General features: G+C 73.3%; 19 protein-coding genes. 12 read left to right on the top strand and 7 right to left on the bottom strand.

The window, feature by feature from the left end; genetic code table 11:
* Positions 1–103: 103 nt before the first annotated feature.
* Entirely contained in the window at positions 104–1375 is a 1272-nt protein-coding gene (locus ACZ6SQ_RS07410; protein WP_469557613.1) for a DUF2235 domain-containing protein, read from the bottom strand.
* Positions 1376–1825: 450 nt separating this feature from the next.
* Here ACZ6SQ_RS07410 and ACZ6SQ_RS07405 point away from each other — a divergent pair, with 450 nt between their 5' ends.
* Both ACZ6SQ_RS07405 and ACZ6SQ_RS07400 read left to right on the top strand, forming a co-directional pair.
* Positions 1826–2686 (top strand): maleylpyruvate isomerase N-terminal domain-containing protein, encoded by an 861-nt coding sequence (locus tag ACZ6SQ_RS07405; protein WP_469557612.1) that lies wholly within the window; start codon positions 1826–1828, stop codon positions 2684–2686.
* A 45-nt stretch (positions 2687–2731) separates the two neighbouring features.
* Positions 2732–3694: a DUF6924 domain-containing protein gene (locus ACZ6SQ_RS07400; protein WP_469557611.1), complete on the top strand. Its 963-nt coding sequence runs from the start codon at positions 2732–2734 to the stop codon at positions 3692–3694.
* 136 nt (positions 3695–3830) lie between these two features.
* On the opposite strand, the gene ACZ6SQ_RS07395 is transcribed toward ACZ6SQ_RS07400, so the two are convergent.
* From ACZ6SQ_RS07395 to ACZ6SQ_RS07370, 6 genes are all read right to left on the bottom strand, one after another.
* Positions 3831–6806, bottom strand: a complete 2976-nt coding sequence (locus ACZ6SQ_RS07395) for a hypothetical protein (RefSeq protein WP_469557610.1) — start codon at positions 6804–6806, stop codon at positions 3831–3833.
* The gene (locus tag ACZ6SQ_RS07390; protein WP_469557608.1) at positions 6807–8669 is read right to left on the bottom strand and encodes an HSP90 family protein; all 1863 of its coding nucleotides are present in this window, start codon (positions 8667–8669) and stop codon (positions 6807–6809) included.
* A 188-nt stretch (positions 8670–8857) separates the two neighbouring features.
* A complete protein-coding gene (locus ACZ6SQ_RS07385; protein WP_469557607.1) occupies positions 8858–9835 on the bottom strand; it encodes a hypothetical protein in 978 nt (325 codons plus the stop codon).
* 767 nt (positions 9836–10602) lie between these two features.
* A complete protein-coding gene (locus ACZ6SQ_RS07380) occupies positions 10603–12018 on the bottom strand; it encodes a lamin tail domain-containing protein (RefSeq protein ID WP_469557605.1) in 1416 nt (471 codons plus the stop codon).
* Positions 12019–12254: 236 nt separating this feature from the next.
* Positions 12255–13136 carry a diacylglycerol/lipid kinase family protein gene (locus ACZ6SQ_RS07375; RefSeq protein ID WP_469557602.1) on the bottom strand — a complete coding sequence of 294 codons (882 nt, stop codon included), beginning with the start codon at positions 13134–13136 and terminating at the stop codon, positions 12255–12257.
* A 101-nt stretch (positions 13137–13237) separates the two neighbouring features.
* Positions 13238–14833, bottom strand: a complete 1596-nt coding sequence (locus ACZ6SQ_RS07370; RefSeq protein ID WP_469557600.1) for an FAD-binding oxidoreductase — start codon at positions 14831–14833, stop codon at positions 13238–13240.
* A 72-nt stretch (positions 14834–14905) separates the two neighbouring features.
* Between ACZ6SQ_RS07370 and ACZ6SQ_RS07365 the strand changes: the two genes are divergently transcribed.
* The 10 genes from ACZ6SQ_RS07365 to ACZ6SQ_RS07320 all read left to right on the top strand — a co-directional run bounded on the left by ACZ6SQ_RS07365 (position 14906) and on the right by ACZ6SQ_RS07320 (position 26279).
* Positions 14906–15529, top strand: coding sequence for a TetR/AcrR family transcriptional regulator (locus tag ACZ6SQ_RS07365; RefSeq protein ID WP_469557598.1), 624 nt, complete (start codon positions 14906–14908; stop codon positions 15527–15529).
* Positions 15526–17079: a glycerol-3-phosphate dehydrogenase/oxidase gene (locus ACZ6SQ_RS07360; protein WP_469557596.1), complete on the top strand. Its 1554-nt coding sequence runs from the start codon at positions 15526–15528 to the stop codon at positions 17077–17079. Before ACZ6SQ_RS07365 ends, ACZ6SQ_RS07360 begins: the two co-directional genes overlap by 4 nt.
* Before the next feature lie 377 nt (positions 17080–17456).
* The gene (locus tag ACZ6SQ_RS07355; RefSeq protein WP_469557594.1) at positions 17457–19307 is read left to right on the top strand and encodes an Hsp70 family protein; all 1851 of its coding nucleotides are present in this window, start codon (positions 17457–17459) and stop codon (positions 19305–19307) included.
* Between the two features lie 3 nt (positions 19308–19310).
* Positions 19311–20189 (top strand): hypothetical protein, encoded by an 879-nt coding sequence (locus tag ACZ6SQ_RS07350; RefSeq protein WP_469557593.1) that lies wholly within the window; start codon positions 19311–19313, stop codon positions 20187–20189.
* Entirely contained in the window at positions 20186–21193 is a 1008-nt protein-coding gene (locus ACZ6SQ_RS07345) for a diguanylate cyclase regulator RdcB family protein (RefSeq protein WP_469557591.1), read from the top strand. The genes ACZ6SQ_RS07350 and ACZ6SQ_RS07345 overlap by 4 nt, the downstream gene beginning before the upstream one ends.
* Positions 21190–22305: a patatin-like phospholipase family protein gene (locus ACZ6SQ_RS07340; RefSeq protein ID WP_469557589.1), complete on the top strand. Its 1116-nt coding sequence runs from the start codon at positions 21190–21192 to the stop codon at positions 22303–22305. Before ACZ6SQ_RS07345 ends, ACZ6SQ_RS07340 begins: the two co-directional genes overlap by 4 nt.
* Positions 22306–22332: 27 nt before the next feature.
* Positions 22333–22908, top strand: coding sequence for a hypothetical protein (locus tag ACZ6SQ_RS07335; protein WP_469557588.1), 576 nt, complete (start codon positions 22333–22335; stop codon positions 22906–22908).
* A gap of 222 nt (positions 22909–23130) precedes the next feature.
* On the top strand, positions 23131–25176 hold the full coding sequence (locus tag ACZ6SQ_RS07330; RefSeq protein ID WP_469557845.1) for a DUF1996 domain-containing protein: 2046 nt from the start codon (positions 23131–23133) through the stop codon (positions 25174–25176).
* A 198-nt stretch (positions 25177–25374) separates the two neighbouring features.
* Positions 25375–25740, top strand: a complete 366-nt coding sequence (locus tag ACZ6SQ_RS07325) for a hypothetical protein (protein WP_469557586.1) — start codon at positions 25375–25377, stop codon at positions 25738–25740.
* A gap of 143 nt (positions 25741–25883) precedes the next feature.
* The gene (locus ACZ6SQ_RS07320) at positions 25884–26279 is read left to right on the top strand and encodes a VOC family protein (RefSeq protein ID WP_469557584.1); all 396 of its coding nucleotides are present in this window, start codon (positions 25884–25886) and stop codon (positions 26277–26279) included.
* Positions 26280–26416: the final 137 nt, after the last annotated feature.

Genomic DNA, 26416 nt, shown 5'->3' with positions numbered 1-26416 from the left:
CCACGGAGAGCGAGCGTGCGCTGTCCCTTGCCGCCGCGGGCCGCCCGCGGTGGCTGGTCGACGACGTCGACACCGACGCCACGCCTGAGGCACTCGTGGGTGTTCAGGTGGTGCGGCGCAGGCCCCCGGGCGTCTCGCTACCCGCTCCGGGTTCGGCACTCGCTCCGGGTTCGGCACCCGCTCCGGTCTCGGCACCCGCTCCTGTGCCGGGAGCAGCAGAGGACGCGGGCGGCATCGGGGGCAGGCCCTCGGCCAGGCCCGGCAGCAGTACGGGTTCCAGCCGGACCCGGTCCTGTGCCGCCAGGTACTTCGCCAGCCCCGCGGGCCGATAGCCGCTGACCCGGTCCCAGCGCTCCTTGGCCGGCACCGCCAGGAACTCGTTGCCGTCGGGCCGGCCCTCGTCGTCCACCGCCTCGCCGATCGGCCGGTCGAAGGGCTCGGACAGCCGGTACATCCCCTTGCGCGAGACATGCATCGGACCCGAACTGTCGGGCCGTACCCGGAAGTCGACGTTCTCCTCCGGCCTCATCACCTTCGGTCCCGACTCGCTCAGCGCGTCCGCGCCGAACTCCAGCCCGTGCCTGCGGGCCTGGTCGGCCATCCACAGCAGGGGGATGTCCGACAGACCCGTCTCCTTGTAGCCGCCACCGACATCGCAGTGCACCCCGGAGAACCACACCTGCTGGAGCTCCTGGCCCTCGCGGGCCGCGCCGGGCCGCTGGTGCCAGAGCGTCGGCCGGAACGCCGAGCGCTGTTCGTCGACGGCCAGCGCGTGGAAGGCCGCCCGGACCCAGCTGCTCAGATCGGTGTTGTGGAAGGCCCAGCGCGCGTTGAACCGCCGCGCGGCCGGCTGGAGCCAGGCGGCGCTCGGATACGGGATGCCGAGGGCGCCCACGGTGTCCCACACCCCGACGAAGCGGATCTCCGTCTCCCGTGCGTACGAGCGGCGGAACAGGGTGGATGCCGCGCCGTTCGGCGACTCGATGCGGCTGCGGTACAGCGCCCAGGCGTCCGGGATCCGGTCGGCGTGGTCCCGGCGCAGGATGCCGCAGTTGCGCACCAGCCCCGACAGACTGCGGGCGGTGAACGCGCCCCGGCTGAAGCCGAACAGGAACAGTTCGTCGTCGGGCTCGTAGGTCTCGACGAGGAAGCGGTAGGCGTCCACGACGTTGCGCGACAGGCCCACACCGAACGCGCCCCCGCGCAGCCGGTCGCGCCGGTGCGTACCGACACCGCTGTCGTAGTAGACGCGTTGTTCCTTGCCGCCGGCGGTACCGGGGACGACCGACAGGGCGACCTTGGCGACATTGGTCTTGCTGGGCTGGTCGGCGGAATTCCACGTGCCGTCACAACAGACGACGAGACGTTTGGCCATGACCATCCCTCCTCGCGAGAGCGCGGAGCGGCGCACAGCACCACTTCCATGCTCGCACCACACGGCGGGCCTCGCCAGGCGGAGGGCACGCGAGCGCGCACCGCCCCGCAGGCAGGGTTGGGGCGGGGTGCGACCAGGCCGGCCGGCCGTGCGCCGCGGCGGCTCGTTCGAGAGGCCCGCCCTGTTCGGGGCACGGCGTTCCGACACCCCGTCAGACCGCGCTCCCGGCCGGGCCCGTCACCGACGGCGTCCATCTGACTCGCCGCCCGGTCCTGGCTTCGACACGGTACGGCCGACGGAGCCGTGGCCGTGACGGAGCTCGACCGGGTACCCGTACGCGGTGCGGGGCGGTGGCCTGTCGGCCCGGCCCAGCCCTCTGTTCCGCAGACCCCTGTCGCAATTTCCTACTCGCCGGTAATGTGCGGACCCGTCCGCGATACGGGGAGTGGCATGGGCACCGTCACCGAGTTCGACGCCGTCGCCGAGCACGAGAGGACGCGGCTCGCGCTGGCCGGCGTGATCACCCGGCTCGTCGCGCTGCTGCGTGACGTACCCGACCCCGACGCGGCCTCCGGGGTCCCGAAGTGGACGGTGGCGGACGTCGGCGCGCATCTCGCGGCCGTGTACCTCGCGTTCACCTCGGCGGTCTCCACCGAGGAGGCCGTGGACTGGGACACGCTCCTGCTCCCCGGCGACGTGACCTTCGCGGACCGGATCACCGCGCTGAACGCCACGTCGATCGCCCTCCTCGGCCCCGACGAGCGCGCCCGGCCGGGCGAGTCCGTCGCCGAACGGGGCGAGAGGTTCCTGCGGGCGACCGAGGGACTCGCCCCGGACACCCCGGTCCCCACGCCCTGGTACGGGCCCGAGGCCGCTCTGACCCTGGCGACGGCGACCGGCATGCTGCTCAGTGAGAGCCTCCTGCACGGCCTGGACATCGCCCGCGGCGTCCGGCGCCCCTGGCCCGTCGGCCAGGACGAGGCCCGGCTGGTGCTCGGGCAGACCCTCCCGACGATGATGCCGCCGGCCCTGGACAAGGACCGCGCCCGCGGTGTCAGCGTCGCCTTCGATCTCGCGATCAAGGGCGGACCGCGGCTCGCGGTCGTCGTCGACGACGGGGCGATGACCGTGACCAGGAACGCCCCGCCGCGTACCTACGACTGCCGGATCACGGCGGTTCCGGCCGCGTTCCTCCTGGTCTCCTTCCATCGCGCACCCATGTGGCGGGCGATCGCCCTCGGGCAGCTGCGCGCCGGCGGCCGCAAACCCTGGCTCGCCCCACGGCTGAGCACGCTCACCGCCATACCCTGACCCGCCGGGCGACCGTTGTCAGTGGAGCGTGACAGCATCCGGTACATGAACTCCACCCCCACCCCTCTGCCTCCCCTTCCCCGTGCGAAGCCCGGCGAAGTGCTGCTCCTCTGCGCCTGTTACGAGGACGACGGCCGAGCCCGGTGGGGCGGACTGCTCGGCGAGATCGACGGCCGCCCCGAGGACGGCGTCCTGGTCCTGGACGGCCACCGCACACGGCTGCGCCCGGTCGAGGGCACCGGCTGGTCCTACCTGCGCGGCGGCAGCGTCCCCGCGCTGGTGCCGGACGGCGGCGACACCGCGCCGAGAGTCCTGGTCATGGCGGACATCCCCGTGGCCTACGGCGGCGACGGGCCGCTGCTGGTCGACCTGGCGGAGATACCCGGGCGCGGTGTCAGGGTCCCCTCGTCCCGCCTCGGCGCGATCCTGGACCAACTGCTCGGCGAGGAGCTGACGTTCGACGACCTGGTGCGTGGCATGGACACCCGCGGCATGTACCAGGGGGACTGCGGCCGGCCGGCGTTCCCTGCGCCCACGAACCCGTCGCGCCGGTCGTTCCCGCCGCTGACCGCGACGGACGCGTGTCTGCTGGTCCGCACCTGCTTCGACGACGACGAGGGCTGGCGCGCCCTGCTCGACGAACTCGGCGGCGCCGACGAACTGGGCTGGGTCGGCGCGGACCCGGACCTGGACGACATCGACGTGGACCACTTCCCCCTCACGGCGCTGGCCGTCGACGACCGGGCCTACGAGGGCCTCCTGCCGGGCCAGGTGCCCGCCCTGGTGCCGCCCGAGGAGCACACCACGCTGGTCGCCCTCGCCGACACCAGAACCTTCACGCAACCCGGCCGCCCGCTCACCGTCGTCGACCTCTACGACGCCCCGGGCCACACCGCGGTCCTCCCCTGCGACCAGGTCGGCTCGCTGGCCTGCAACCTGGACATCGCCAACATGGACTTCAGCGACTTCGTGGCCGTGGAGGGCGTACGGCCGTGGTGGGAGGAGTGACCACGGACGACCCCCGTGACGCCCGCGACGAACCGAGGCCGCCCGGCCCGACGCCGTGCCGTGGCTGAACCGCACACCGGGGGACCGCCGGGCACCACGCCGCCGGCCCCGGTCACATGCCCGTCGGGGCCGCCGCTCAGGCGCCCTGGCGTGTCAGGTAGTCCTCCCTCAGGGCGTCCAGGATCTCCGCCGCCTCGGTCAGGTCCGCGTGGCGGCAGCGGCGGGCGGCGGCCGTGAGGCGGACGACGGCGTCGTCGTAGCGTTCGAGGCCGTTGCCCTCGATCAGGGCGGCGACGCGGACCGCCTCGGCGCGGGGGACCTCGCCGTGCTCGCCGCCCCGTTCGTGCGCGGCGACGGCGGCCTCGGCCTGGATGAGGGCCTCGGGGAAGCGTTCGGCCTCGGCGAGGACACGGGCGCGGCGGTAGTGGACCGTGCCGGACTCGTACCAGGCGGTGAAGGTCTCGGTGTCCTCCGGGACGGCGGCCGCGACGGCGTCGGCGCGGGTGAGGTGTCCGAGGGCCTCGTCCACGCCGTCGGCACCACGGGCGAGCATGGTGAGCCGCGCGAACTCGCACATCATGTGCGTGATCAGGGACGGGTTCGCGGCCACGGCGTGCGCGGCCACGGCGCGTTCGTACGCCGTGGCGGCCGCGTCCCAGCGGTCGGCCATCGCCAGCGCGATCGCCGCCTCGGCCGCGACCAGGGTCTGGATGGCGGGGTCGTCCTCCCAGCCGGCGACGGCGTCCGCCAGCCGCAGGAACTCCTCGGCCGAGGCCAGGTACTCCGACAGCTCGCGCAGCCCGCGCGCCAGCGTCAGCCGGGCCTGGGCGCGCAGCCGTTCGTCCAGGGAGCCGGCCGCCTCGTCGGACAGGACCGACTCCAGCACGGCGACGGCGTCGGCCTGCTGCCCGCCGCGCGCCAGCACGTCCGCGAGCTGGAGCCGCGCCTCGGTGGCGTCGTCGAACGCCGACTCCTGGTCGTAGCGCGTCGCGGCTTCCGTGAGATGACGTACGGCGCCGGTGAAGTCGCCGGAGTGCGCCGCGGCATGGCCGACGAGCGAGTACGTCGCTGCCATCGGGAACTCGGTGTCGTCGTGGCGGACGGCCTCCACGATCGCCTGGTGCAGCACCTCGGCGGCCTCGGCGGGCTCGTCCTTGGACAGCAGGATCTGGCCGAGCATCGCGAGCGGACGCGTGGCGCGCCACGGACGCCCGGCCTCCGCCACGTCCTTCAGGGCCGCGCGCATCTCCTCCTCGGCCCGGTCCAGCTCACCGCGCCGCGCCGCCAGCTCACCGACGAACTGCCGTGCGTTGGCCACCTGGTGGGGCATGCCCAGCCGCTCCGCCTCGGAGCGCAGCCGCCGCGTGGCGTCCTCGAACCGCTCCAGGGCCAGGTCCGAGGCCTCCGGCAGCTCCCGCAGCACGTCCTGGTGCGCGGCGTACGCGCAGGAGAACAGCAGCGCGAGGTACTCCAGTTCACGCTCCGACCCCACCTCGGAGCCGAACGCGGCCTCCTCCTCGCCGACCGGCTCACCGGACAACGGCACCTCGGCCAGCAGCCGTTGGGTCTCCCGCAGCACCTCGTCGAGTTCGGACCGGGCCGACTCGGGAGCGGCGTCCACGGCGTCGGGGATCGTCGACCAGGCCAGCGCGCGGGTACGGGCGGAGAGCGCGTGCCAGGGCATGCCGAGCCCGGTGAACAGCTCCGCGGCACGCCGCAGTTCCGCGACGCTGTCCGTGCGGCTGCCGTCGTCGTGGGCGAGCAGCCGCGCGCGGTGCTCGGCGAGCTCCGCCTCCAGCAGGTCCGCCGGGCCGAGTGAGTCCTCGTGCGCTCCGCTGCCGTCCGCGAGACGCTCGGTGACGCGGGTCCACACGCGGATGCTGCCCGGGTGACCCTCCGTCGTCATACGCCGCGCCTCGCGCACCAGGGACACGAAGTCGTCGGGCAGGTCCGCAGCCGTGCCACGGACGGCCGCGGTGGGCGGCGCGGCGGCCGGGGTGCGGGTGACGGCCGTGCGCAGTCCCAGCGGCAGCGGCTCGTCGAGCAGCGGACGCTGGGCCAGACGCGCACCGCGGCGCTCCCCGACGGCCGGTGTGCCGTTGCGCGCGTCGAAGGCAGAGACCAGCTTCTCGGCCTCCGATCGTACGTGCGCGAGGAGTTCGAGCGCGGTCCAGCTCCGGCCGGGCGGGCCCGCGACGGGTGTGTCGGTGTGACCGTCCTCGGCGAGCCGGGCGAGCAGCACCTCGACGCCGGTGAGGAAGCCCAGCCGGTCCAGCGGTGCGCCGGTCGCCTCGAACAGCGGCCGGTTCTCGGCGAGGATCTCCAGCCCGCGGCCCTCGTTGCGCGACAGCGCGCAGAACTCCAGGTGCAGACCCACCTCGGCTTGCATGCCCGTGTTCCCGCGGGCCTGCCGGTAGCCGGTGAGGTGGTGCGAGCGGGCCTCGTCGGTGCGGCCGAGACGCAGCAGCGGCAGCAGGGCGCGCGCCTGGCTCATCTGCGGCTCCTCGCTGCACCCGGACGCCCCGGAGAGGACGGGGTGCCAGACCTCCAGGGCCGCCGCGTCGTCGCCCACGGTCACCTGGTGCCCGGCGAGGTACCGGATCTCGCAGGCCTCGCAGTCGCTCAGCTCGGTACGCGGCCGGGTGACCCACAGGTCGTAGGCGTCGTGCGGGCCGAGGCCGGTGTGGGCGGCCACGTGGTAGCGCATCGCGGCCACCGGCTGCATTCCGTGCTCGGCCGCCTCGTAGAAGCCCCGCATCCGGTCGATCCAGCCCCGGACCGTCGCCAGCGGCACGTCCGGCACCTGGAGCAGGGACGTCGTCACCCACTTGAAGCGCCAGAAGACCTGATGGGCCTCCCACTCGCTGAAGCTCTCCGGCACGGTCTCCCACAGCCGCAGCAGCCGCGCGAAGACCACCGGCGACTTACGGTGCTCACCGGTGAACTCGTACGCCGTCATCAGCTCCAGCAGCGCGGTGACGAGGACGTCGGGCTTCTCGAAGGGCTCCGCGGCCTCCACCAGCTCCTCGGCGGTGACGGTACGGGTGAGACCGTGGGGACGGTCGTGGTTCTCGCGCAGCGCCTCGACCACGGCCTCGGGGGTGTCCAGCATCTACAGTTCCTTCCGGGGCTCGGAGCCGGGTTCGGCCGGGCCGGGGTTGTGCATGGCGTGCGTGAGCAGCCCGATGAAGGCCCGGTTCAGCAGGGCGCTCTCGCTCGCCCGCAGCGGGCGGCGGCTGAGCAGCAGGGCCTGCCCGTACAGGGCCTCGGCGGTGGTCACTGCGAGACCGCGCTCGGCGATCGTGATGGCCTGGCGGACCAGCGGGTTGAGGTGGTTCAGCACCAGCTGGGCCCGCGGGGTGTCGTTGCGCAGCGAGCCGAGGATGTCCGCCCACAGACCGTCGCTCTCGGCCGCCAGGGACGACCTCGTCCGCTCGTGCCGCGCCTCCCGATTGTCGAGCAGCAGCGCGGGCGCGGTGACGGGCTGGAAGTCGCGCAGCACGACGTCGCAGTCGTGCACGCCGATCGTCTCGCGGGCCACGGCGAGGAAGGCCGCGGCCCGCAGCTCCGCCCCCGGGTCCACGGCGTCCAGATGCGCGGTGACGGTGGCCGGGTCCAGGTCCGTCACGGCCGTGCCCGGACGGATCTCCGGCAGCCGGTGCACCAGGTCACGGTCGTAGGTGTAGCCGCCGTTCACGACACCCAGGCCCGCCGCCGAGGCGATCGGGGCGACCTGCCGGAACTCCTCCACACTGCGTGTGACCAGGACCGTGGAGTGCGTACGGGAGAACTCCTCCAGCGTGACATTGCCGTCGGTCGTCTCGAACGGCAGCCACGGCAGCACGATCCGCAGCAGCTCGTCGTCGTAGCGGGCGAGCGCCTTCACCGCGAGGTGGTGCGTGTCGATGAAGCGGTGCAGCAGCGACGGGTCGCTGGCCGCGAGCCCGGTGAGCCAGTCCCGGATCCGCTCGCCCAGCGCGTCCCGTACGGCGGACAGGGTGCCGTCCTCGTACAGCGCCTCACGCGACGCGGTCGGCCGCAGGCTCGTCGTGTCCACGACGCAGCGCACGAAGAACGCCCAGTCCGGCAGCAGTTCGGGCGCCTGGTCGGTGAGCAGCATGCCCTTGAGGTGGACCCGGTGCCCGGCACGCTGCGCGGGGCTCACGGCGGTCGGCAGCACGTAGGCGACGCCGCGCAGTCCCGCCGCCGGCAGGTCGAGCTCGATGGTGTCGAGCGGAGTGAAGTCGAACAGGGTGCGGCAGTAGGCGGTGAACGCCTCGCGCCGCGCCAGCGGGGACCGGTGCGTCCGCTCCCACGGCGGTGTGTCGTTGACGCGGTGGCTCTCGCCGCGCGGTCCGACGACCGTCACCTCGTGCCGCAGCAGCCCGCCGTAGTGCCGGGCGAGCGACACGACCTGCTCGGGGCCGGTCCACTCGCTGTTGTCGGCGCGCGGGGTGAGCCGCACGGTGGTGCCCGGCTCGGGCATGGCCGAGGCGGGCAGCGTGCGGATCGTGTAGCGGCCGTCGGCGTGGCCGCGCCACTCGACCGCGGGCGCCGAGGGGTCGGCGGCGGTCCGGCTGACGACGGTGATCTCGTCGGCCACCACGAAACAGGCCAGCAGTCCGATGCCGAACTGCCCGATGAACTCCCCGCGCGCCGCGTCCAGTCCGGCCCCGTCGAGCGAGCCGTCCGCGCCGCGCTTGGAGCTGCGGCCGATGGTGGCGAGGAAGCGGTGGACGTCCGCCTCGGTCAGCCCGATGCCGGTGTCCGTGACGGTGAGCGTGTCACCGGTGCGGACCGTGATGGTTCCGGGCGCCCCGGGGTCCAGCGCCTGCCGGGCCGTGATGGCGTCCACGGCGTTCTGGAGCAGCTCGCGCAGGTAGACGCGGGGGCTGGAGTAGAGGTGGTGGGACAACAGGTCGACCAGGCCGCGCAGATCGACCTGGAAGGTGTGTGCGGTCTCGGAGTGTGGCACCTGACGGAGTCTTTCGGTGGGTGCGCCCGCGTGGTGCGTGTGCGGACGCGGACGGGAGGGGGCGGGGGCCGGAGGGCGGTGCGGGTCCGGCTGTGCGGTCTGTCCGGGAGCTGTGGTGCGGGTCCGGGAGGGGCGCGCGGGTGCGAGGGGGCGACCGGCCGGAGGGGGCGCGTGCGCGCCTCCGGAGGTCAGCGGCCGATCGACGACCTGGTGGCCCGGTACGCCGCCGCAGGGTCGGACCCGTTGATGTAGTACCAGGGGAACTCGGTGACCCGTCCCTCGGTGATCTGGAAGCACTCGCGTGCGGAGACGCGGTCCCCGGCGAGCGCGAAGGCCATGGCGAAGGTGTTGAGGACCTGGTTCCAGGCGCCGTGTCTGACGAAGTCCGGGTGCCGGTAGGAATGTTCCGCCGCCTCCCGCAGGGACAGCGTCACCTCGGGCCGACGCATGTACGCGTCGTCCGCTCCCCGGTCGAGGGACAGCCACTGTTCGATGTGCCCGATCGCGACGAGCTGTCCGAGCAGGGTGCCGGCGGGCGCGCCGAACGCGGCCTCGCGCGCGAAGGAGTGCATCTCCTCGTGCGAGCCGCCCCACTTGTCGCAGATCTGCTGCAACTGCTGCTGATGGGCGCCCAGATGCTGCGGCTGACGGCGCACGGCGGCTTCGAAACGGCGGCGGGCTACCTGCCGGCCGACCTGAAGGCCGCGACCGGTCATCTGGAGGCCGTACCAGGGCGAGACCCACTCCGGCTCGCGCTCCGCGACTTCGTACAGCCACTCCTCGGCCGTGTGCAGCCGGGCGTGGAACACCTCGAACTGTGAACGCGAGACGTCCTTGGCGCGAGCCCCCGTACGCGCCTCCCAGGCCCAGCTGACGTGGCGGATGCCCGCCACGAGCCGGGGCAGCGGCGCCTCGGGCTCCGCCTTCAGGACGTCCGCGATCCACCGCTCGACCCCCGCGGTGTCCGCCACGGCCCACAGCAGTTCGGTGCGGTCCTCCTTCTCGGACCGCGCCTCCAGAACCTCGCGCACGGTCGCCCAGTCCGCCGCCTCGGCGGCTTCCCGGACGCGCCGCACCTCGGGGTCGCCGGAGTCCTGCTGCACGCGCGCGCCGGGCTGCCCGGTCCACTTCCCCAGCGTGAGCCCCAGCTTCCGGAGCAACGCCATCTCCCACCCCTCGCAGTGTCCTGACGCGGGAGGCCGGTGATCACCCCTCCCGTGGGGATAGTGAGTATCACGTGCCACCGACATTCGCACATCCGTTTAGGTCTGGTGTGCGCGGTAGTTGGCGGACGAGGTCGCCGTGGCGCACGGAGGGCGCGCCGACCGAGCCGGACGCCGCCTTCAGGCTCGGAACCCGCGCCCTGGGCGCACTGTCCCGGCGGACCTGGACGCGGCCGCGGCGATTCCCCGCTCGGTCCGAAGACCGGCCTGCCGCCCCGCGGAAGGAGACCGGCGCGTCCGGAGGCCGCCGCCCCGGTCGGGCGGCCGGGCCGGAGTCCGGACCTGGAGTTCCGGCCGCGTGGCACGGGGCCGGCCTCCGGACGCACCGCCATCCTGCCCGGCGGTGATGCATGGCCGGGAGCACAGGAGTGCCGGGGGGGGGGGGGGAGGGGGGGGGGGGGGGGGGGGGGGGGGGGGGGGTGGGGGGGGGAAGGGGGGGGGGGGGGGGGGGGGGAGGGGGTCGCTGTTGCANNNCGTACGTCCCCCCCCCCCCCCCCCCCCCCCCCCCCCCCCCCCCCCCCCCCCCCCCCACCCCCTCCCCCCCCCCCCCTCCCTCCCCCTCCCGCCCCCCCCCCCCCCCCCCCCCCCCCACCGCCATCCTGCCCGGCGGTGATGCATGGCCGGGAGCACAGGAGTGCCGGCGCCCGGGGTCCACCGGGCGCCGACGGGTCAGCAGCCGATCGTGCCCCTCTCAGACGGGCATCGGCCGGTCAGCAGCCGATCGTGCCCCTGCGCAGGGCGTGGCCGCCGTCGTTGGCGTCGTCGGCCCAGTAGACGGGCTTGGAGCCGCCGACGCATTCGTCCGAACCGGCCACGGAGAAGCCCTCGTTGTTGTAGTCGGGCATGCCCGTGGGGCGGTTGTACACGGCGACGGTGGCGAAGGATCCGGAGGTGTCGACCCGCATGGTGCGGTGCTGGCCGCCGCACGTGTTGTCGCAGACGGCCCACAGACGGGAGGCCGCGGGCTCCCACTGAAGCTCCATGACACCGCTCATACCGCTGCTGACGGAGGCGATATGGGTGAATGCGCCCGAGTCCTGCAGGACGTAGCCGTGGATCATGCCGGTGCCCTCGACGCCGACGAAGAACACGCCGCCGGTGTGGGCGCCGTAGCGGGCCGGGTCGTACGCGGCGCCGGTGGAGGCGTCCTTGAAGGCGGCGCCGGTCAGGGCGGCGTCCGGGACCCAGGTGACGGCCTCGAAGCCGGCGTTGGAGCCGACCGCCGGGAGGTCGGCGGTCAGGTTCCACTCCCGGGCGGCGGTGAGCGAGGTGCCCGTGCCGCCGACGTCGTACTTCAGGACGGACAGCCGGCTGGTGCCCGAGGCGTCGCCGTTGCGCTCGCTGGCGACGAACACACCGGCCGAGGAGCCGCCGCCGGTGACGGTGACACCCTCGCCGTCGGCGGTCCCGGTGCCGCCGGTGAAGCGCAGCGTCTTGCCGGAGGACCAGCCGTTCGCCGTGTCGGGGGTCCAGCCGCCGGAGCCGTCGGGCAGCAGACGCCACAGCCTGCCGCTGTTCTGGGCGCCCCACATCACGCCTCCCTCCTGGTACAGGCCGCTGAGGTCGCTGCCGAAGACGTTGGAGGCGTCGGCGTTCGCGACGGAGCTGCCGCCGGGCCAGGCCACCGGGGTGGAACCGCCGCCGGTGCCGCAGCTGTTGGCCGCGCCGAGCGTCAGGGCGGCCGAACGGAACGCGCCGGTGCCGTCGGGACAGCGCGACCAGGAGGGCGCGGAGTGCGAGCTCCAGGTGAAGCTGTCGACCAGTGTGCTGCCGTCGGCCAGGTAGAGGCGGGCCTTGTCCGAGGAGCCCAGACCGAACTTGGCGTGCACGTCGAAGGAACGGAACGCGCCCGGAGCCAGCGTGGTGCCCGAGGCGATCTTGTACGAGGAGCTGTTGTTGTCGTCCTTGAGGACCCAGCCCGAGACGTCGATCGTGGCCGTGCCCTTGTTGTACAGCTCGATGGAGTCGTCGACGCTTCCGGTGGTCACCACCTCGTTGATGCGGATGTCGTCGGCCGGGGCCGCATGGGCCGGCGCGGCGGTGAGGGCACCGGCGGCCAGCGCCGGTACCGCGACGAGGGAAAGGGCGAGGTTACGGCGCTTACGGCGGGCGCGCGCTGCGGTCACGAGGTCCGTCCCGGAGTGAGGCATGAACAGGGCGGGCATGACGGTCGCGGTGACGGTGGAACAACACCCCTCCGCCGGGGAGGCGTTTTGTGAACGATGGCCGAAGTGATCGTTCCGCGCGCCGGCCGTCGTGCCGTACGCCGTGCTCGGGCCAGGACGTTCCGCGCCGGCCGTCCTGCCGTGCCACGCTCAGACCAGGACGTTCCGCACACCGACCGCCGTGCCGTAAGCCGTGCTCAGGCCAGGACGTTCAGCGCCCCCGGCCGCACCCGTACCGTCACCGGAAGCGCCGCGTCGACCTCGCCGTCCGCCCCGTACGGGACGTTGCGGTCGGCCTCGATGCGGATCTCCTTGCCGCGCAGCACCTCGACCTGGGGCCGCCGCAGATGGGCGCCGGTCTTCAGCTCGTTCATCATCGTGAAGAACAGGCGCTTGGGGGCGTGCGAGATCACCACGACGTCCAGCAGCCCGTCGTCGAGGCGTGCGCCCGGGGCGATGTTGCGGCCGAAGCCGTAGTAGCCGGAGTTCGCCGCGACCACGGTGTAGCCGCTGCGCTCGTACGGCACGCCGTCGATGGTGAGCCGGTAGGCGGCGGGCCGCCAGCCGAGCACAGCGCGCAGCCCGCCCGCGTAGTACGACGCGGCTCCGCGCAGCAGCCGGGAGGCGTTGGCGTGATGGTTGGCCACCGCGTCGACGCCCGCGTAGACGCTGCCGAGGACGTGGACGCGGTCGTGCACCGCGGACTCCACCTCGATGGTGTCGACCGCGCGCGGCGTGCCCTCCAGCAGCACCCGGGCGAGGCCGGGGGCGTCGGTGGGCAGGCCGAGCGCACGGGCGAAGTCGTTGCCGCGCCCGGCGGGGACCAGGCCGAACACGGTGTCGGTGCCGCTGAGCGCGCCGCCGACGCACCCGGCCATGCCGTCGCCGCCCACGGCGAGCACCACATGCCCCTGCTCCCCGGCGCGCCGGGCGAGCTCCTGCGCGTGCTCCAGGCTGAGGCTGTACTCGGTGTCGAGCCGCGCGCCCGCCTCCCGCAGCGCTCTGGCCAGCGGGAGCAGGCCCGCCGCCCCGCTGGAACCGCCTGCGGCGGGGTTGACGACGGCGGTGAACTGTCGCATGGATCAGGCCTCCGGGCGGCAGGTTACGGGGACGGACGGCGGGAAGGGTACCGGCGGCCTCGGGGGCCGCCGACGGGTCGGCTGGAGCGTCGGCCGGCGGGTCAGCGGACGGGGAGGAGGACCCCGGGGCTGAGCACTCCGGCGGGGTCGACCTCGGCCTTGACGGCCTGGAGCATCCGGATGCCCAGCGGGCCGATCTCCCGGGCGTACCAGTCGCGGTGGTCGGTGCCGACGCCGTGATGGTGGCTGATGGTGCCGCCGGCCGCGAGGATCGCGTCGTTCGCGGCCCGCTTCACGGGCTCCCAGTGCGCGACGGCGTCCTCGCCCTGTGCCGAGACGACGGTGAAGTAGAGCGAGGCGCCGTTCTCGTAGGTGTGCGAGATGTGGCACATGACCAGCGGCGGGGTGCCCGCCGCGGTCAAGGTGGCGGTCAGCGCCTCGCGCACCGCCGCGTACAGCCCCGGCAGCGCGGACCAGAACCCGGCCGTCTCCAGCGTCTCGGCGAACGCGCCCGCGTCGAGCAGCGCGTCACGCAGATAGGGGGCGTTGTAGCGGCCGTGCTCCCAGCGGTCGCCGGGTTCCTCGCCGAGGTACTCGCCGCCGCAGGCGAGGAGGACCTCACGGGCCGCGGCGCGCCGGGCGGCGGTCTCCTCCTCGGTGCCCTCGTAGCCGGTGACGGCCATGCAGCCCGAGGGCTGCGGGGTGTCCCCGGAGCCGATGGCGTCGGGCTGGGCCAGGCCGATGAACGTCTCCGTCTCGTCGGACAGCCTCAGCACGGTGGGCCGCGGGCCGTCCTGCGCGAGACGGCGCAGGGCGGCGGTGCCCTCCTCGAAGGAGGCGAAGCGCCAGCCCTCGTAGACCCGCTTGCGCGGCAGGGGGCGGACGCGCACGGTCACGGCCGTGATGACGCCGAGCGCGCCCTCGGAGCCGAGGATCAGCTGGCGCAGGTCGGGGCCCGCCGCCGAGCGCGGGACGCGGCCGGTCTCCAGGGTGCCCTCGGGCGTGGCGACGGTGAGGGCGAGGACCATTTCGTCGAAGCGGCCGTACCCGGAGGAGGCCTGGCCGCTGGAGCGGGCCGCGGCGAAACCGCCGACGGTCGCCCACTCGAACGACTGCGGGAAGTGGCCGAGCGTGTAGCCCTGTTCGTTGAGCAGTTCCTCGCACCGCGGTCCGCGCAGTCCGGGCTGGATCGTGGCGGTGCGGGACACCTCGTCGACCGCCAGCAGGCGGTCGAGACGGCGCAGGTCGAGCGCGACGAACGGACGCTTGGTCTCGGGCTTCAGCCCGCCGACGACGGACGTGCCGCCGCCGAACGGGACGGCGGACAGGCCGTGGGCGGCGCAGACGCGCAGGACGGCCAGCACCTCGTCGTGGTCGGCGGGCAGCACGACGGCGGCCGGGATGTCGTCGACCTCGCCCGCGCGGATGCGCAGCAGGTCGGGGGTGGACTTGCCGCGGGTGTGCCGGACGCGGCTCTCGGCGTCCTCGCGCAGCGCGTCCTCGGCGGCGACCGCCGCCCGCAGCGCGGTGCGCGCCTCGTCGGTGAGGGCCGGGGCCGGCACCTCGATGTCGCCGAGGTCCGCCGGGCCGCTCGTGCGGGGGGTGACGCCGAGCAGGTCGCGCAGCAGGCCGGTCACCGAGTCGGGCAGCGGGGCCGCCTTGGCCGGGTCGCCCCAGCCGCTCCACAACATGTCCACTTCGAAGGTTCCTCACGGTTCGGTCCACGGACGGCTCTGGCGCTCGCCCCGCGCTGCATTACACTGTGACACATGACGCCCATTCGTCACAACGCCCAGGACAAGGCCGCGGACAACGCCTCGGACGCCGATCCCGTACTCGACGCCGCCCGCGACTGCGTGCTCGCCGTCGGCGTACGGCGCACCACCCTCACCGATGTCGCCCGGCGCGCGGGCGTCTCCCGGATGACGCTCTACCGGCGCTGGCCCGACGTACGCACCCTGGTCGGCGACCTCATGACCCGCGAGTGGATCGCGGTCGCCGTCGACGCCATGCCCACCGCCGACGACACCCGGCCGGTGCGCGAGCGCGTCGTCGACGGACTCGTCGCCGGAGCCGCGGCGTTCCGCGCCCATCCGCTCTTCCACAAGATCGTCGACGTCGACCCCGAACTGCTGCTGCCCTACATCCTCGACCGCAGGGGCGCCAGCCAGGAGGCCCTCCTGGAGCTCCTCGCCACCGCGCTCGACGAGGGCCACCGGGACGGCTCCGTACGGCACACGCGGACGGACCTCCAGGCCCGCTCCGTGCTGCTCGTCGTCCAGTCCTTCACGCTCTCGCTGCGCACCATGACCGACGAGACCGACCCCGAACTGAGTGAAGCCGCCTTCCTCGACGAACTGCGCACGCTGCTGGAGAGGACCCTCACGCCATGAACCCCACGAGCAGCCCCGACCTGCCCGGCTCCTCGCTCGACGCCGCGCGCCGCCGGCGCGAACTCGCCGAACTCGCCGACGGCACCCAGGTCGACGTCCTGGTCATCGGCCTCGGCGCGACCGGGGCGGGCGCCGCCCTCGACGCCGCCACGCGCGGGCTCACCGTCGCCGCGATCGACGCCCACGACCTCGCCTTCGGCACCTCCCGCTGGAGCTCCAAGCTCATCCACGGCGGACTGCGCTACCTCGCCTCCGGACAGCTCGACGTCGCCCACGAGAGCGCCGTCGAGCGCGGCGTCCTCATGGAGCGCACCGCCCCGCACCTGGTCCGCGCCCAGCCCTTCGTGCTGCCCCTCACCCCGCTGGTGAGCCGCGGTCAGGCCGCCCTCGCCCGGGCCGGCTTCCTGGCGGGCGACATGCTGCGCGCCGCCGCCCGCACCTCACGCCGTACGCTGCCCGCCCCGCGCGCCCTGTCCGCCGTCGAGACCCGCCACTTCGCCCCGGCCCTGCGCACCGGCGGCCTGCGTGGCGGCCTGCTCTCCTGGGACGGCCAACTCACCGACGACGCACGCCTGGTTACCGCGGTCGCCCGCACCGCGGCCGCCCACGGTGCCCGCGTCCTCACCCGCACCCGCGCCCTGGAGATCACCGGCGACGGCGCCCGCGTCCGCGACGAGACCACCGGCCAGGAGCTGCGCGTCCGCGCCCGCGCCGTCGTCAACGCGGCGGGTGTCTGGGCCGGCGGCCTGGTCCCCGACGTCCGTCTGCGCCCCTCCCGCGGCACCCACCTCGTGCTGCGCTCCGAGGCCCTCGGCCGGCTCGCCGCCGGACTGCACATCCCGATCCCCGGCGAGACCAACCGCTTCGTCCTCGTCCTGCCCCAGGGCGACGGCCGCGTCTACGTCGGCCTCACCGACGAACCCGTCGACGGCGAGATCCCCGACGTGCCGGAGGTCCCCGAGACCGACATCGGCTTCCTCCTCGACGTCCTCGGCTCCGCGCTCGACGTCACCGTGCACCGCGACGACCTGGTCGGTGCCTTCGCGGGCCTGCGCCCCCTGCTCGACACCGAGGGCAGCCGCACCGCCGACATCTCCCGCAGGCACGCCGTGCTCACCACGCCCGACGGCGTCGTCACCGTCGTCGGCGGCAAGCTCACCACCTACCGGCGCATGGCCCAGGACGCCGTGGACGCCGCCGTGGCCGCCCGCCGTCTGCTCGCCGGGCCCTGCCGCACCGCCTCCCTCCCGCTCGTCGGCGCCGCGGACCAGGACACCCTGGCCCGCCTCGACGTCCCCGCCCGCCTGGTCCGCCGCTACGGCACCGAGGCCCGGGCCGTCCACGCCCTCGGCCTGGAGGACCCCTCCCTCGCCCGCCCGGTCGTCCCCGGACACCCTGTCACCGGCGCCGAACTCCTCTGGGCCGTCCGCCACGAAGGCGCCCTCGACGAGGCCGACCTCCTCGACCGCCGCACCCGCATCGGCCTGGTCCCGGCGGACCGCGCCGTCGCGGAGCGGACGGCCCGGGACCTGTTCGCCCACTCGGCCTGACCGTTCGAGACGGGCGTCATGGGCGGCCATGACGCCCGCCGCCCCCTCCCGGCGGGCGAACACGGGGACGAACCCCCACGGCGAATTCGAACGCGACTGCGACCCGCACGGCACAGGGGGCGACCCGGATACCACCGGGCCGGATGACGACCGAGTGAACCCTGCTTGTTCGCTGCCTCTGAACTAGTTTTCAGTGCACCCTCACGGGAATGAAGAACACCTGAATCAAGCGCCCCTCGCGCGAGGGGAGTTGACGGTGGGGGAACGGGAAGGCAGGCCCCTTCGCGAGGCGTCGGGGCGACGTGATCTTCGCTTGGCGACGGACCGGCTCGGACGGCGCCGCTCGGCGTGCCCCCGTCCGGGCCGAGGGGGACAGTATGAGTGCTTCAACAGGCGTGTTCGTGCCCAAAGTCGTGGTGGCCATAGATTTCGGCACCCATGGATCCGGGTTCGCATGGGCGACCGTGTCGAATTTGCAGGACGTCACCAACAATCGCTACATCGCTTACCAGAACTTCGTGAAGCACGGAGGCAGCAGCTCCTATCCGAAGGATCTGACGGCGGTCCTGGCCGACGCCCAAGGGGTGGTACGGGAGTTCGGCTTCGAGGCGCGCAGGCGCTGGCAGATCGAGCTGAATCAAAAGAATCCGAACAACTTCGGTTACGCGAGCCGATTCAAGATGGCACTGCGGGCGGACGCCCCTTCCTCCGACGTGCCGCGCTTCCTCGGCAGCCTCGCCGGAGCGGACCGCCGGGTCGTGCGTGAACTGATCACCGCCTACCTCGGCAAGATGTACCGGACGGCACTCCAGGAGATCGGCGCGACCGGCTACCGCGGCAGCGCCCTCGCCTACGAGGGGGACGACATCCGCTGGTGTATCACCGTTCCCGCGATCTGGAAGGACGCCGAGAAGCGCGCGATGCGTGACGCCGCGGAGGCGGCCGGCCTGCCCGCCGACGAGGAACGGCTCCTGCTGGTGAGCGAGCCGGAGGCGGCCGCGGTGTACTGCGCGCTCACCTCGGGCACCCTGCTCGGGCCGGCCCGGCCGGAGGGGCGGCTCGACGTCTGGACGGCCGGCAGCAGGTTCATGGTCGTCGACTGCGGCGGCGGCACCGTCGACATCACCAGCTACCAGATCCGCGCGGAGGGCGTCGGCGACGACCGGCTATCCGAGATCGGGCTCGCCGACGGCGGAGCGCTCGGCTCGGCCTACATCAACCAGCACTTCGTCGACCGCGTCCTCGCCGACCGGTTCGGGGCCGAGCGGCTGAAGGAGCTGAAGGTCTCCCACTCCAAGGAGATCACCCTGCTGGAGGACCGCTGGGAGGAGTGGAAGGTCGGCCTGCACTCCGAGACGGCGCCCGGCGGCGCGCCCGTCATCACCACGCCCTGCGACATAGAGATCCCGGGACGGCTGTGGGAGGCGCTGCCCCGCGCCACCCAGGAGCGGCTCCAGGACGAGGCCTACGGCGACCCCTACCACCTCGTGCTCACCCCGGCCGAGGTCGCCATGCTGCACGAGGCGGTGGTGGGCCCGGTCCTGGACACCATCGAACGCCAGCGGCGGCTGGTCGTCGGCGGCCCGGTGAAGGGCGTCGACCAGATCGTCATCGTCGGCGGCTTCGCCCGCTCCACCTATCTGCGCGACCGGATCGCCCACCGGTTCGGCGACGAGGTCAAGGTACTGATCCCCCAGGACCCGGCCGTAGCCGTCCTCGGCGGAGCCGTCCACTTCGCCTACGACCCCTCGGTGATCTGGGGCCGGCGCTCGAAGTACACGTACGGCTACGCCTGTTCGAAGCTCTTCCGTGAAGGGGTCGATCCCGTGGAACGGCGCTTCGAAGACGAGGACGGCGACGTCATGTGCCGCGGCCGCGTCCATGTGGTGGTCAGGCGCGGTGAGCTGGTCGAGGCCGACGAACGCAGGACGTCCGCGATGAAGATCGCCCAACGAGACCTGCGCTCGTTCGACATCGGCCTCTACGCCACCTACAGCGACGAACCGCAGTACACCGACGAGCCGGGCTGCGAACGTCTGGGCACGGTGGCGGCGGATGTCTCCGGCTCGGTGCATCAGGACTCGTCCAAGCGACTCGTTGATGTGTACTACGCGTTCGGCGGCACGGAGATCTCGGTGGAGACCAGGGACCGCATCAGCGAGGTGCGCCGCAAGGCGGCCATCGCGTTCACCGAGCTGTACGGACGTCACGGCGGAGCGGGGAGCTGACCCATGCACGAAGACACGTACAGAGGCGGCCAGAGCGAGGACGAGACGAGCCTGTACCACGACAGGGGAGTCTGGCGAGGAGTCAAGGTGCCGTCATCGGCGAAGCGGGACAAGTACCAGAAGGACCTGGACGACTGGTTCCAGTGGCTGCGCGCGGAGCTGCAGGAGGACCTGAGGCAGCAGAGCCGGTTCCTCGTCGCCCAGACCCGCAACCGGGCCGACGGCCTGCGCCAGGCCTTGGACGCCCTGGCCGACCGGCTCGACGGGGTGGACCGCAGGCTCGACGGGGTGGACCGCAAGGTGGACCGGCTGCTGGACGCCCTGCGGGAACAGGGAGTGCGCAACGCCATCGACGACGGCCGGGCCACCTCGGACAAGCATCGCAGGCACCTCGAACTGGCCCAGAAATACCAGACGTTGGTCCGGCAGGACCTGCTCGTCCTCGGGCGCCTGCTCTGTCCGAAGGGGGAGGACGCCACGGACCTGGCGCGCCGCCGCGCCCAGGTGGTCGCCCAGCTCGTGGAGCAGCTGTTCCAGCCGCTCGACGAGCCCATGTCCAAGCAGTCCGACGACGTCCTCGGACGGCTGACGGAGCTCGGGCACGAGACCGAGGCCGCCCAGTTCCGGGGCCTGTTCGGCGCGGTCTTCCGCAAGGCCGCCGAACTGCGCGGCACCGTCGCCGGACTGCCGCTCACGGCCGAACTGGACTTCGCGGTGGACGTGAGCGTGCTGCCCGCGGACGAGTACCAGGCGTGGAACCCCTCGCCGGGCGAGGGCATGGCCCCCGAGTTCCTGGTCGCGCCCGCGTACCGCGTCGGCGGCGAACGGCCGCAGCCCCTCAGCACACCCTTCGTGTTCGTGGCACCGGCGGTCGCCCCATGAAGAGACGAGCACTGAACCCGTCCGACGTCGCCGGCGGGGTCCCGCTGGTGGGCGACCGGCTCCTGCTCGAACTGCTCAACGACCTGCACACCGCCGACGATCTGGTCCGGGCCTCCGTGCGCGAGGGCTTCTTCGCCCGGCTCCTCGGCCAGGTCACCGGTCACCGGCGCCGCAGGGACCTCATCGTGAAGGGCTCCCTGGCCGGCGCCCAGCGCGACACGCTCTCCTGGGTGTCCAGCCTCACCGGACGCCTCGCGGTCACCGACCTCGCGGTCGCCGAGGTCGCCGACGAGGTCGGCCGGGTCGGCGGCCGGACGGAGGAGCTCGACGCGCGCCTGAAGGGGACGGAGCAGGGAGTACGGGAACTCGCCTTCGTCGTAGCCGAGTTGGCCGAGCACGCAGGGAACACCTTCGGGCAGCACGACGAACGGCTGCGCAAGATCGAGAGCAGCCTGGCCATCGACAACGCGGTACGCCGGTGGCGGCACCCGCATCGCGACGCGCGCCTCGGCTGGCTCTGCGCGGCGGTGCTGCTCGCCCGCGAGGTCGCCACCGGCCCCGCCGGGGAGCTCGCCGTCTCCAAGGGCGGCGGGCACATCGAGCGGGAGCTGGTCGAGCGCATGTTCCAGGATCCGCCCACGCCGTGGTACGAGGGCGTGCGGTCCGTCGTAAGCATGCTGGCCGAGGCGACCCGCGAACTGCCCAGCGACGACCACCGGTTGATGGTGGCGGAACTGCTGGGCGAGGGCCTGCCGGACGGAACGGCCTGTGGACGCGGCCCGTTGACCGCCGCGCTGAGCGGCACGGCACTGGCCGCCGCGACGCCGGACGCGGACCACACGGCCGTCGCCCGGACGGCACTCGGACGGGCCGTCGGCAGCGGCAGCAGCTATGTCGCCGGCAGCCTGACCGCCGAGGAACTGCTCCGCCAGATCGTCAGGGAGCAGTTCGCGGAGGCAGCGACGCGACGCACCCGGCTCCAGGCGGCCGAGGGCAACTCGTGACCGGGGAGCAGGGGTTCGCCCGGATCGGACGCCAGGCACTGGCCGTCGCACATGACCCGCGCACCCCCCGACCCGCGCCGACCCCCGGCCCCGCCGACCGGACACCGCCGCCACGCGCGCCGCACCAGCCCGTGCGCATCGGCCTGGTCCTGGCGGGCGGCGGGGCCAAAGGCTCCTACGAACTGGGCGTCCTGGACTACATGGCGGAGCGGGGCGCCCAGGTGTCCGCGATCGCGGGCACCAGCATCGGCGCGCTCAACGGTGCCGTGCTGGCGAGCGCGGAGTCCTTCTTCCACGGCGTCGAGCGGCTCGCCGCCTTCTGGGAGCGCTTCACCACCCGCATGGGCGTCCTGCCGTCCGACAGCCTGGGGCTGCCGCTCGACGAGGCGGGCGTCGCCGTGGAGGGCACGCCACGGCAGTTGCGGCGCCTGCTTCCGCGCCTGCTGGCGCTCAAGGAACGCACCGCCCTGCTGGAGGAGCTGATCGACGAGGCGGTCGACCCCGAACGCATCCGGGCCGGGCTGCCCGTCTGGGTCACCGCCTATCCCCTGATGGACCACCAGAGCGTCCCCGTGGAACTGCGCCACCTGGTGGAGATCGTCCGCTGGGCGGGCGGGTCCCGCGCCAGCATCATCCGGCTGAACGACCTCGCGACGCACCAGGTCCGCGAAGCCGTGCTGGCGAGCGCCGCCCTGCCCTTCATCTTCCCGACGCGCGTGATCGACGGGTGCGCCTACCTCGACGGAGGGCTGGGCCGCGGGGACCGCACCCCGGTGCGCGCCTTCGCCTCGGCCGAGCACTGCGACATCCTCGTCGTCCTGCATCTGCACCCCGACGCCCCCGTGGCGCCGGGCGCGGCGACCGGTCTGCTGCGGGTAGACATCCGGCCCAGCGTGCCGGTCGTCCCGCCCGGCCCCTTCGGCCCGCTGACCGGCCTGATGGACTTCTCCCCCGACCGGGTCGCCGCGCTGCGCGCCCTGGGCTACCGCGACGCGACCGTCCGCTTCGACGAGATCGAGCACCTGCTGTCCCGCCGGGGCGCACTCGACGAGGCCGAGTCCACGATGCTGGCCGCCGTGCGGCGCCTCAAGGACGTTCCGTCCGTGCCGTGACCCGAGCGCCCTCACCAAGGAGCCCCGTTGTCCGACCGCCTGCACGTCCTCACGGCCATCTACCAGTCCGACCGCGCCGACCGCTCCAGCACCCTCACCGTCAGCCTCGCGACGATGGGCGCCGCGGTCACCTACCTGGTCGGCACGATCGCCTTCTACGACAAGCTCGACCTGCTGGGCTGGGCGATCAGCCTGCTGCCCTTCCCGCTGGTGTGCGTGCTCGCGTTCCAGGCGCAGCTGGTCAACCTGGCCGGTGTGCGGGCGCGTTCCATCCTCACCCTCGAACAGGCGCTCCTGGACGCGGTGGAGCCCGCCACCGGCTCCACGCTCGACCGCACGGCCATCGGCGTCACGGCCAGCGAGCGGGCGCTGAACCTGCACACCGCCGTCCGCTGGCAGCGCGCCGCGATCCTCATCGCCTATGCCGGCGTGGGCCTGATCGACGTGCTGTACATCGTCCTCATGCTGATCAAGGCCGCCCCGTATCTCGACGGTTGGATCGCCGTCCCCGCCACCGCCTACGGGGTGCTGCTGGTCGTCATCTCCCTGGCCTGGCAGCACAGCGTCGCCAATCTCGACCTCGGCGCGATCGGCGGCCCCTGAGGCGGCCGACGGCGGGGCGCGGCGGACGCGCGTGACCCTCGCGGCGAAAGAGTTCCAAGTTTATTCCCGGTTCGATTGAACACTCCGGCGCACCCTCGCGTATGGCATCCCAGGGGGAACTCATGACCGCGTAGACCAACGCGTAGGAGTACGAACGTGGGACGCAACACACGCAGACGCCCGACCGGTGCCAGGCGCGCGACTTTCGCAGCCGTCGCCCTGATGCTGGGCGGTGGAGGACTGGTGGCGGTGAATGTGTACGCCTCCGCCACGGGCGGCGACGCCGGTGAGACGACGAGCGCGTGGGGCGCCGCCACGATCGACTGCCCCGACGTGGGCGAACGGCTCACCTCGGTGCCGGACGACGCACGCGAGGGAGTGGACAAGGAACTCGCCACACTGGACCAGCAGATCGCCGACGCCTATCGGCAACTCCAGGAGCAGAGCGGCGGTTCGGCCGAGGGCTCGCCCGAGGACCTGATCCTCAAGCCCCTGACGGACCAGCGGTCGGAGACGATCGGACGCATCGCCGGAGTGCTGGAGGGCGCGGGCGAGCAGCCGGAGGACCTCGGATCGCTGGCCCCGTGCACCCTTGTCGAGGCCGAGGGCGCGCAGAACGGCGGCGCGGCGGACGGCTCCGGCGAGCAGGCCGGGAACGACGGCCAAGAGGGCGACGGGGGTCAGGGCGACGGCGGCCAGGGCGGCATCGGCGGACAGGCCGGCAACGGTCCCGTCGCCGAGGACTACGCCGACATCACCACCGTCCAGCCCAACGTGGCCGACCCGCAGCAGTCGGACGGGGCTTCGCAGGGTACGTTCGCCAGCAGCTGCGGCGTCAACGCGCAGGGCCTGTTCAACTCGGACAATGTGATCGTCGCGCCCGGTGTCACCAACGGCGCGCATCACTTCCACGACTACATCGGCAACCAGGACAACGACGCCTTCGCGAGCGACGACGACCTCGCTGCCGCCGGCACCAGCTGCGTGGACCAGGGCGACAAGTCCTCCTACTACTGGCCGGTGCTGCGGCTCCAGAACGGCACCCAGGAGCAGGACGCCCAGTCGCCCGGCGGCGGCATCGAGGGCAACGCCGGTGAGATCGTCACGCCGAAGGACGTCACGCTGAACTTCGTGGGCAGCCCGGTGAGCGAGGTCACCGCGATGCCGCGGCTGCTGCGCATCATCACCGGCGACGCCAAGTCCTTCGTGAACGGCCCCGGCAACGCCAACGCCTCCTGGAGCTGCACCGGCTTCGAGGACCGGCAGCTGAAGGACAAGTACCCGCTCTGCCCGTCCGGCAGCGACGTGGTGCGCTCCTTCAAGTTCCAGAGCTGCTGGGACGGCCGCAACATCGACAGCGCCAACCACCGCACCCATGTGGCCTTCGCCGACGGCTCGGGCAACTGCCCCTCCGGCTTCCAGGCGATCCCGCAGCTGGTGCAGCGCATCGTCTACGACGTCGACGCGCCGAGCCTGAACGACGGCGGGCAGACTACGCCGTTGTTCGCGGTGGACTCCTTCCCCGAGCAGCTGCACAAGCCGCAGACCGACCACGGTGACTTCATCAACGTCTTCGACGAGGGCCTGATGGGCGAGATGGTCGACTGCATCAACGAGGGCCGTCAGTGCGGCGCCGGTGCCGGAGGCGGCAACGGTGGCGGCGACAACGGCGGCGATGACGGCGGCGACAACGGCGGCGGTGACGGCGGCGACAACGGCGGCGGTGACGGCGGCGACAACGGCGGCGGTGAACAGCCGACGGCCGCTCCGGAGGACCCGGACGGCGGTGGCAACGGCGGCGCTGAGCCGCCGGCCGAACCGGGCGACGGCACCGAGGAACCGCCCGGCGGCGGTGCCGGTGACGGCGGCGACCCGGCCGAGGAGCCTTCCGAGGCTCCCCGCGACGAGCCCACCGAGGCCCCGGCCGAGGAGCAGCCGCAGGCCCCGGGCAACGAGCAGCCGCAGGCCCCCGGCAACGAGCAGCCCGACGCCCCCGGCGGTGACCAGGCCGAGGCCCCGAGCGTGGAGCCCAAGTCGGCGGGCACGCCGAGCGCGGCGGCCCCGCCGGCCACCACGTCGCCGGAGTCGGGTGCCCAGCCCGGCTACGACGACCAGGGCGCCGGTCAGCAGGTGTCCGCTCCCCAGGGCGACCGCGGTCCGCTCGCCGACACCGGTGCGAACCTGTGGCCCGCCGCGGCCGGTTCGGCCCTGCTGATCGGCGGCGGTGTTCTCCTGCTGCGCACCAGGCGCGCCTCGATGCGCCGCTGACGCGCCCGGCCTCCCGGCAGCAGGCAGAACGCGATGTGCCCCGGTGCCCCGCAGTGCGGGACACCGGGGCACATCCGTGTCCGGCGGCCCCTACCGCGTGCGGACTCCGCGTACACCCCATTGCAGAATCGTTCCCTCTTTGTGTGACAGATCCGCTGATGTGAGAACCTCGCGGGGGTCCGGCTCGTTGAGCGGCGCATGAACGACTTGGGTTCGTCCGGTGCGCTGCTGCGGGGCCGGCTGCTGGGCACCTACTGGATCGACGAGGCCGCCGGGGACACCCGCGGCTGCGACTGCTGTCCGTCCGGCACACCGGGGCGACGGGCCGACACGGCCGTCCGGGTCTGGCTGACCGCCGTCGGCCTCCTGTGTGTGGCCGCCGCCGTCGTGATGGCCGTCATCGACTCGGCCGCCGCCTCCGCGGCGGTGCCCCCGTGCCGCGCCGACGTCGTCGCCGAAGCCCGCGCCCCGCGGTCCGTGGCGCGGGTGGCCGCCGGTGCGGACGAGGCCTCCCGATGCGAGACGGCGGACGCCGCGGTGATCTCCGGTGCGCGGCGGCGCTGACCCGCTCTTCGGGAGAGTCTCTTCGGGAGGGTGAAGGGCACACGACCATCCGGACGCCGTACGCGTGGCGTGCGACCCGGTGCGGGGCGGCTGGTGTGCCCTGAGAGGTCCAGGACGCGTCACCCGCGAAGGAGACACCCGGCATGCTCGGACAGACACAGGCTTTCAGCGGCTTCTCGGTCGACGACCTCGACCGGGCCCGCGGCTTCTACGGCGAGACGCTCGGCCTCGACGTCGAGGAGTCCGGGCAGGGCGAGATGCGGATGCTGACCCTCAAGCTCGGCAGCGGCGCGCAGGTCTTCGTCTACCCGAAGCCGAACCACACCCCGGCGACCTTCACCATCCTCAACTTCCCCGTCGACGACATCGACGAGGCCGTGAGCCGGCTGGAGGCGCGCGGTGTCGCCCTCGAGCGCTACGCCGGTTTCGAACACGACGCCAAGGGTGTCGTCCGCGGCGCCGGGGGCGACGGCCCGGCCGCCATCGCCTGGTTCACCGACCCCGCCGGGAACGTTCTCTCCCTGATCCAGGAGAACTGACCCCCGCTGCCGGGAGCTTGAGTCTCCTGGCGGAGCCGGGGCGACGCCCGGCCCACGCAGGAGCGGCTCCGGCGGACGCGACGCCCGCGCCCCGGAGCCGCGCGCACGAGCTGGCGCCCGCCGGTGCGACCAAACCC

It is taken from the genome of Streptomyces sp. NPDC048600 (assembly GCF_055587025.1).
The sequence above is the reverse complement of the archived record's forward strand: the minus strand, read 5'-3'. Positions and strand labels throughout refer to the sequence as shown.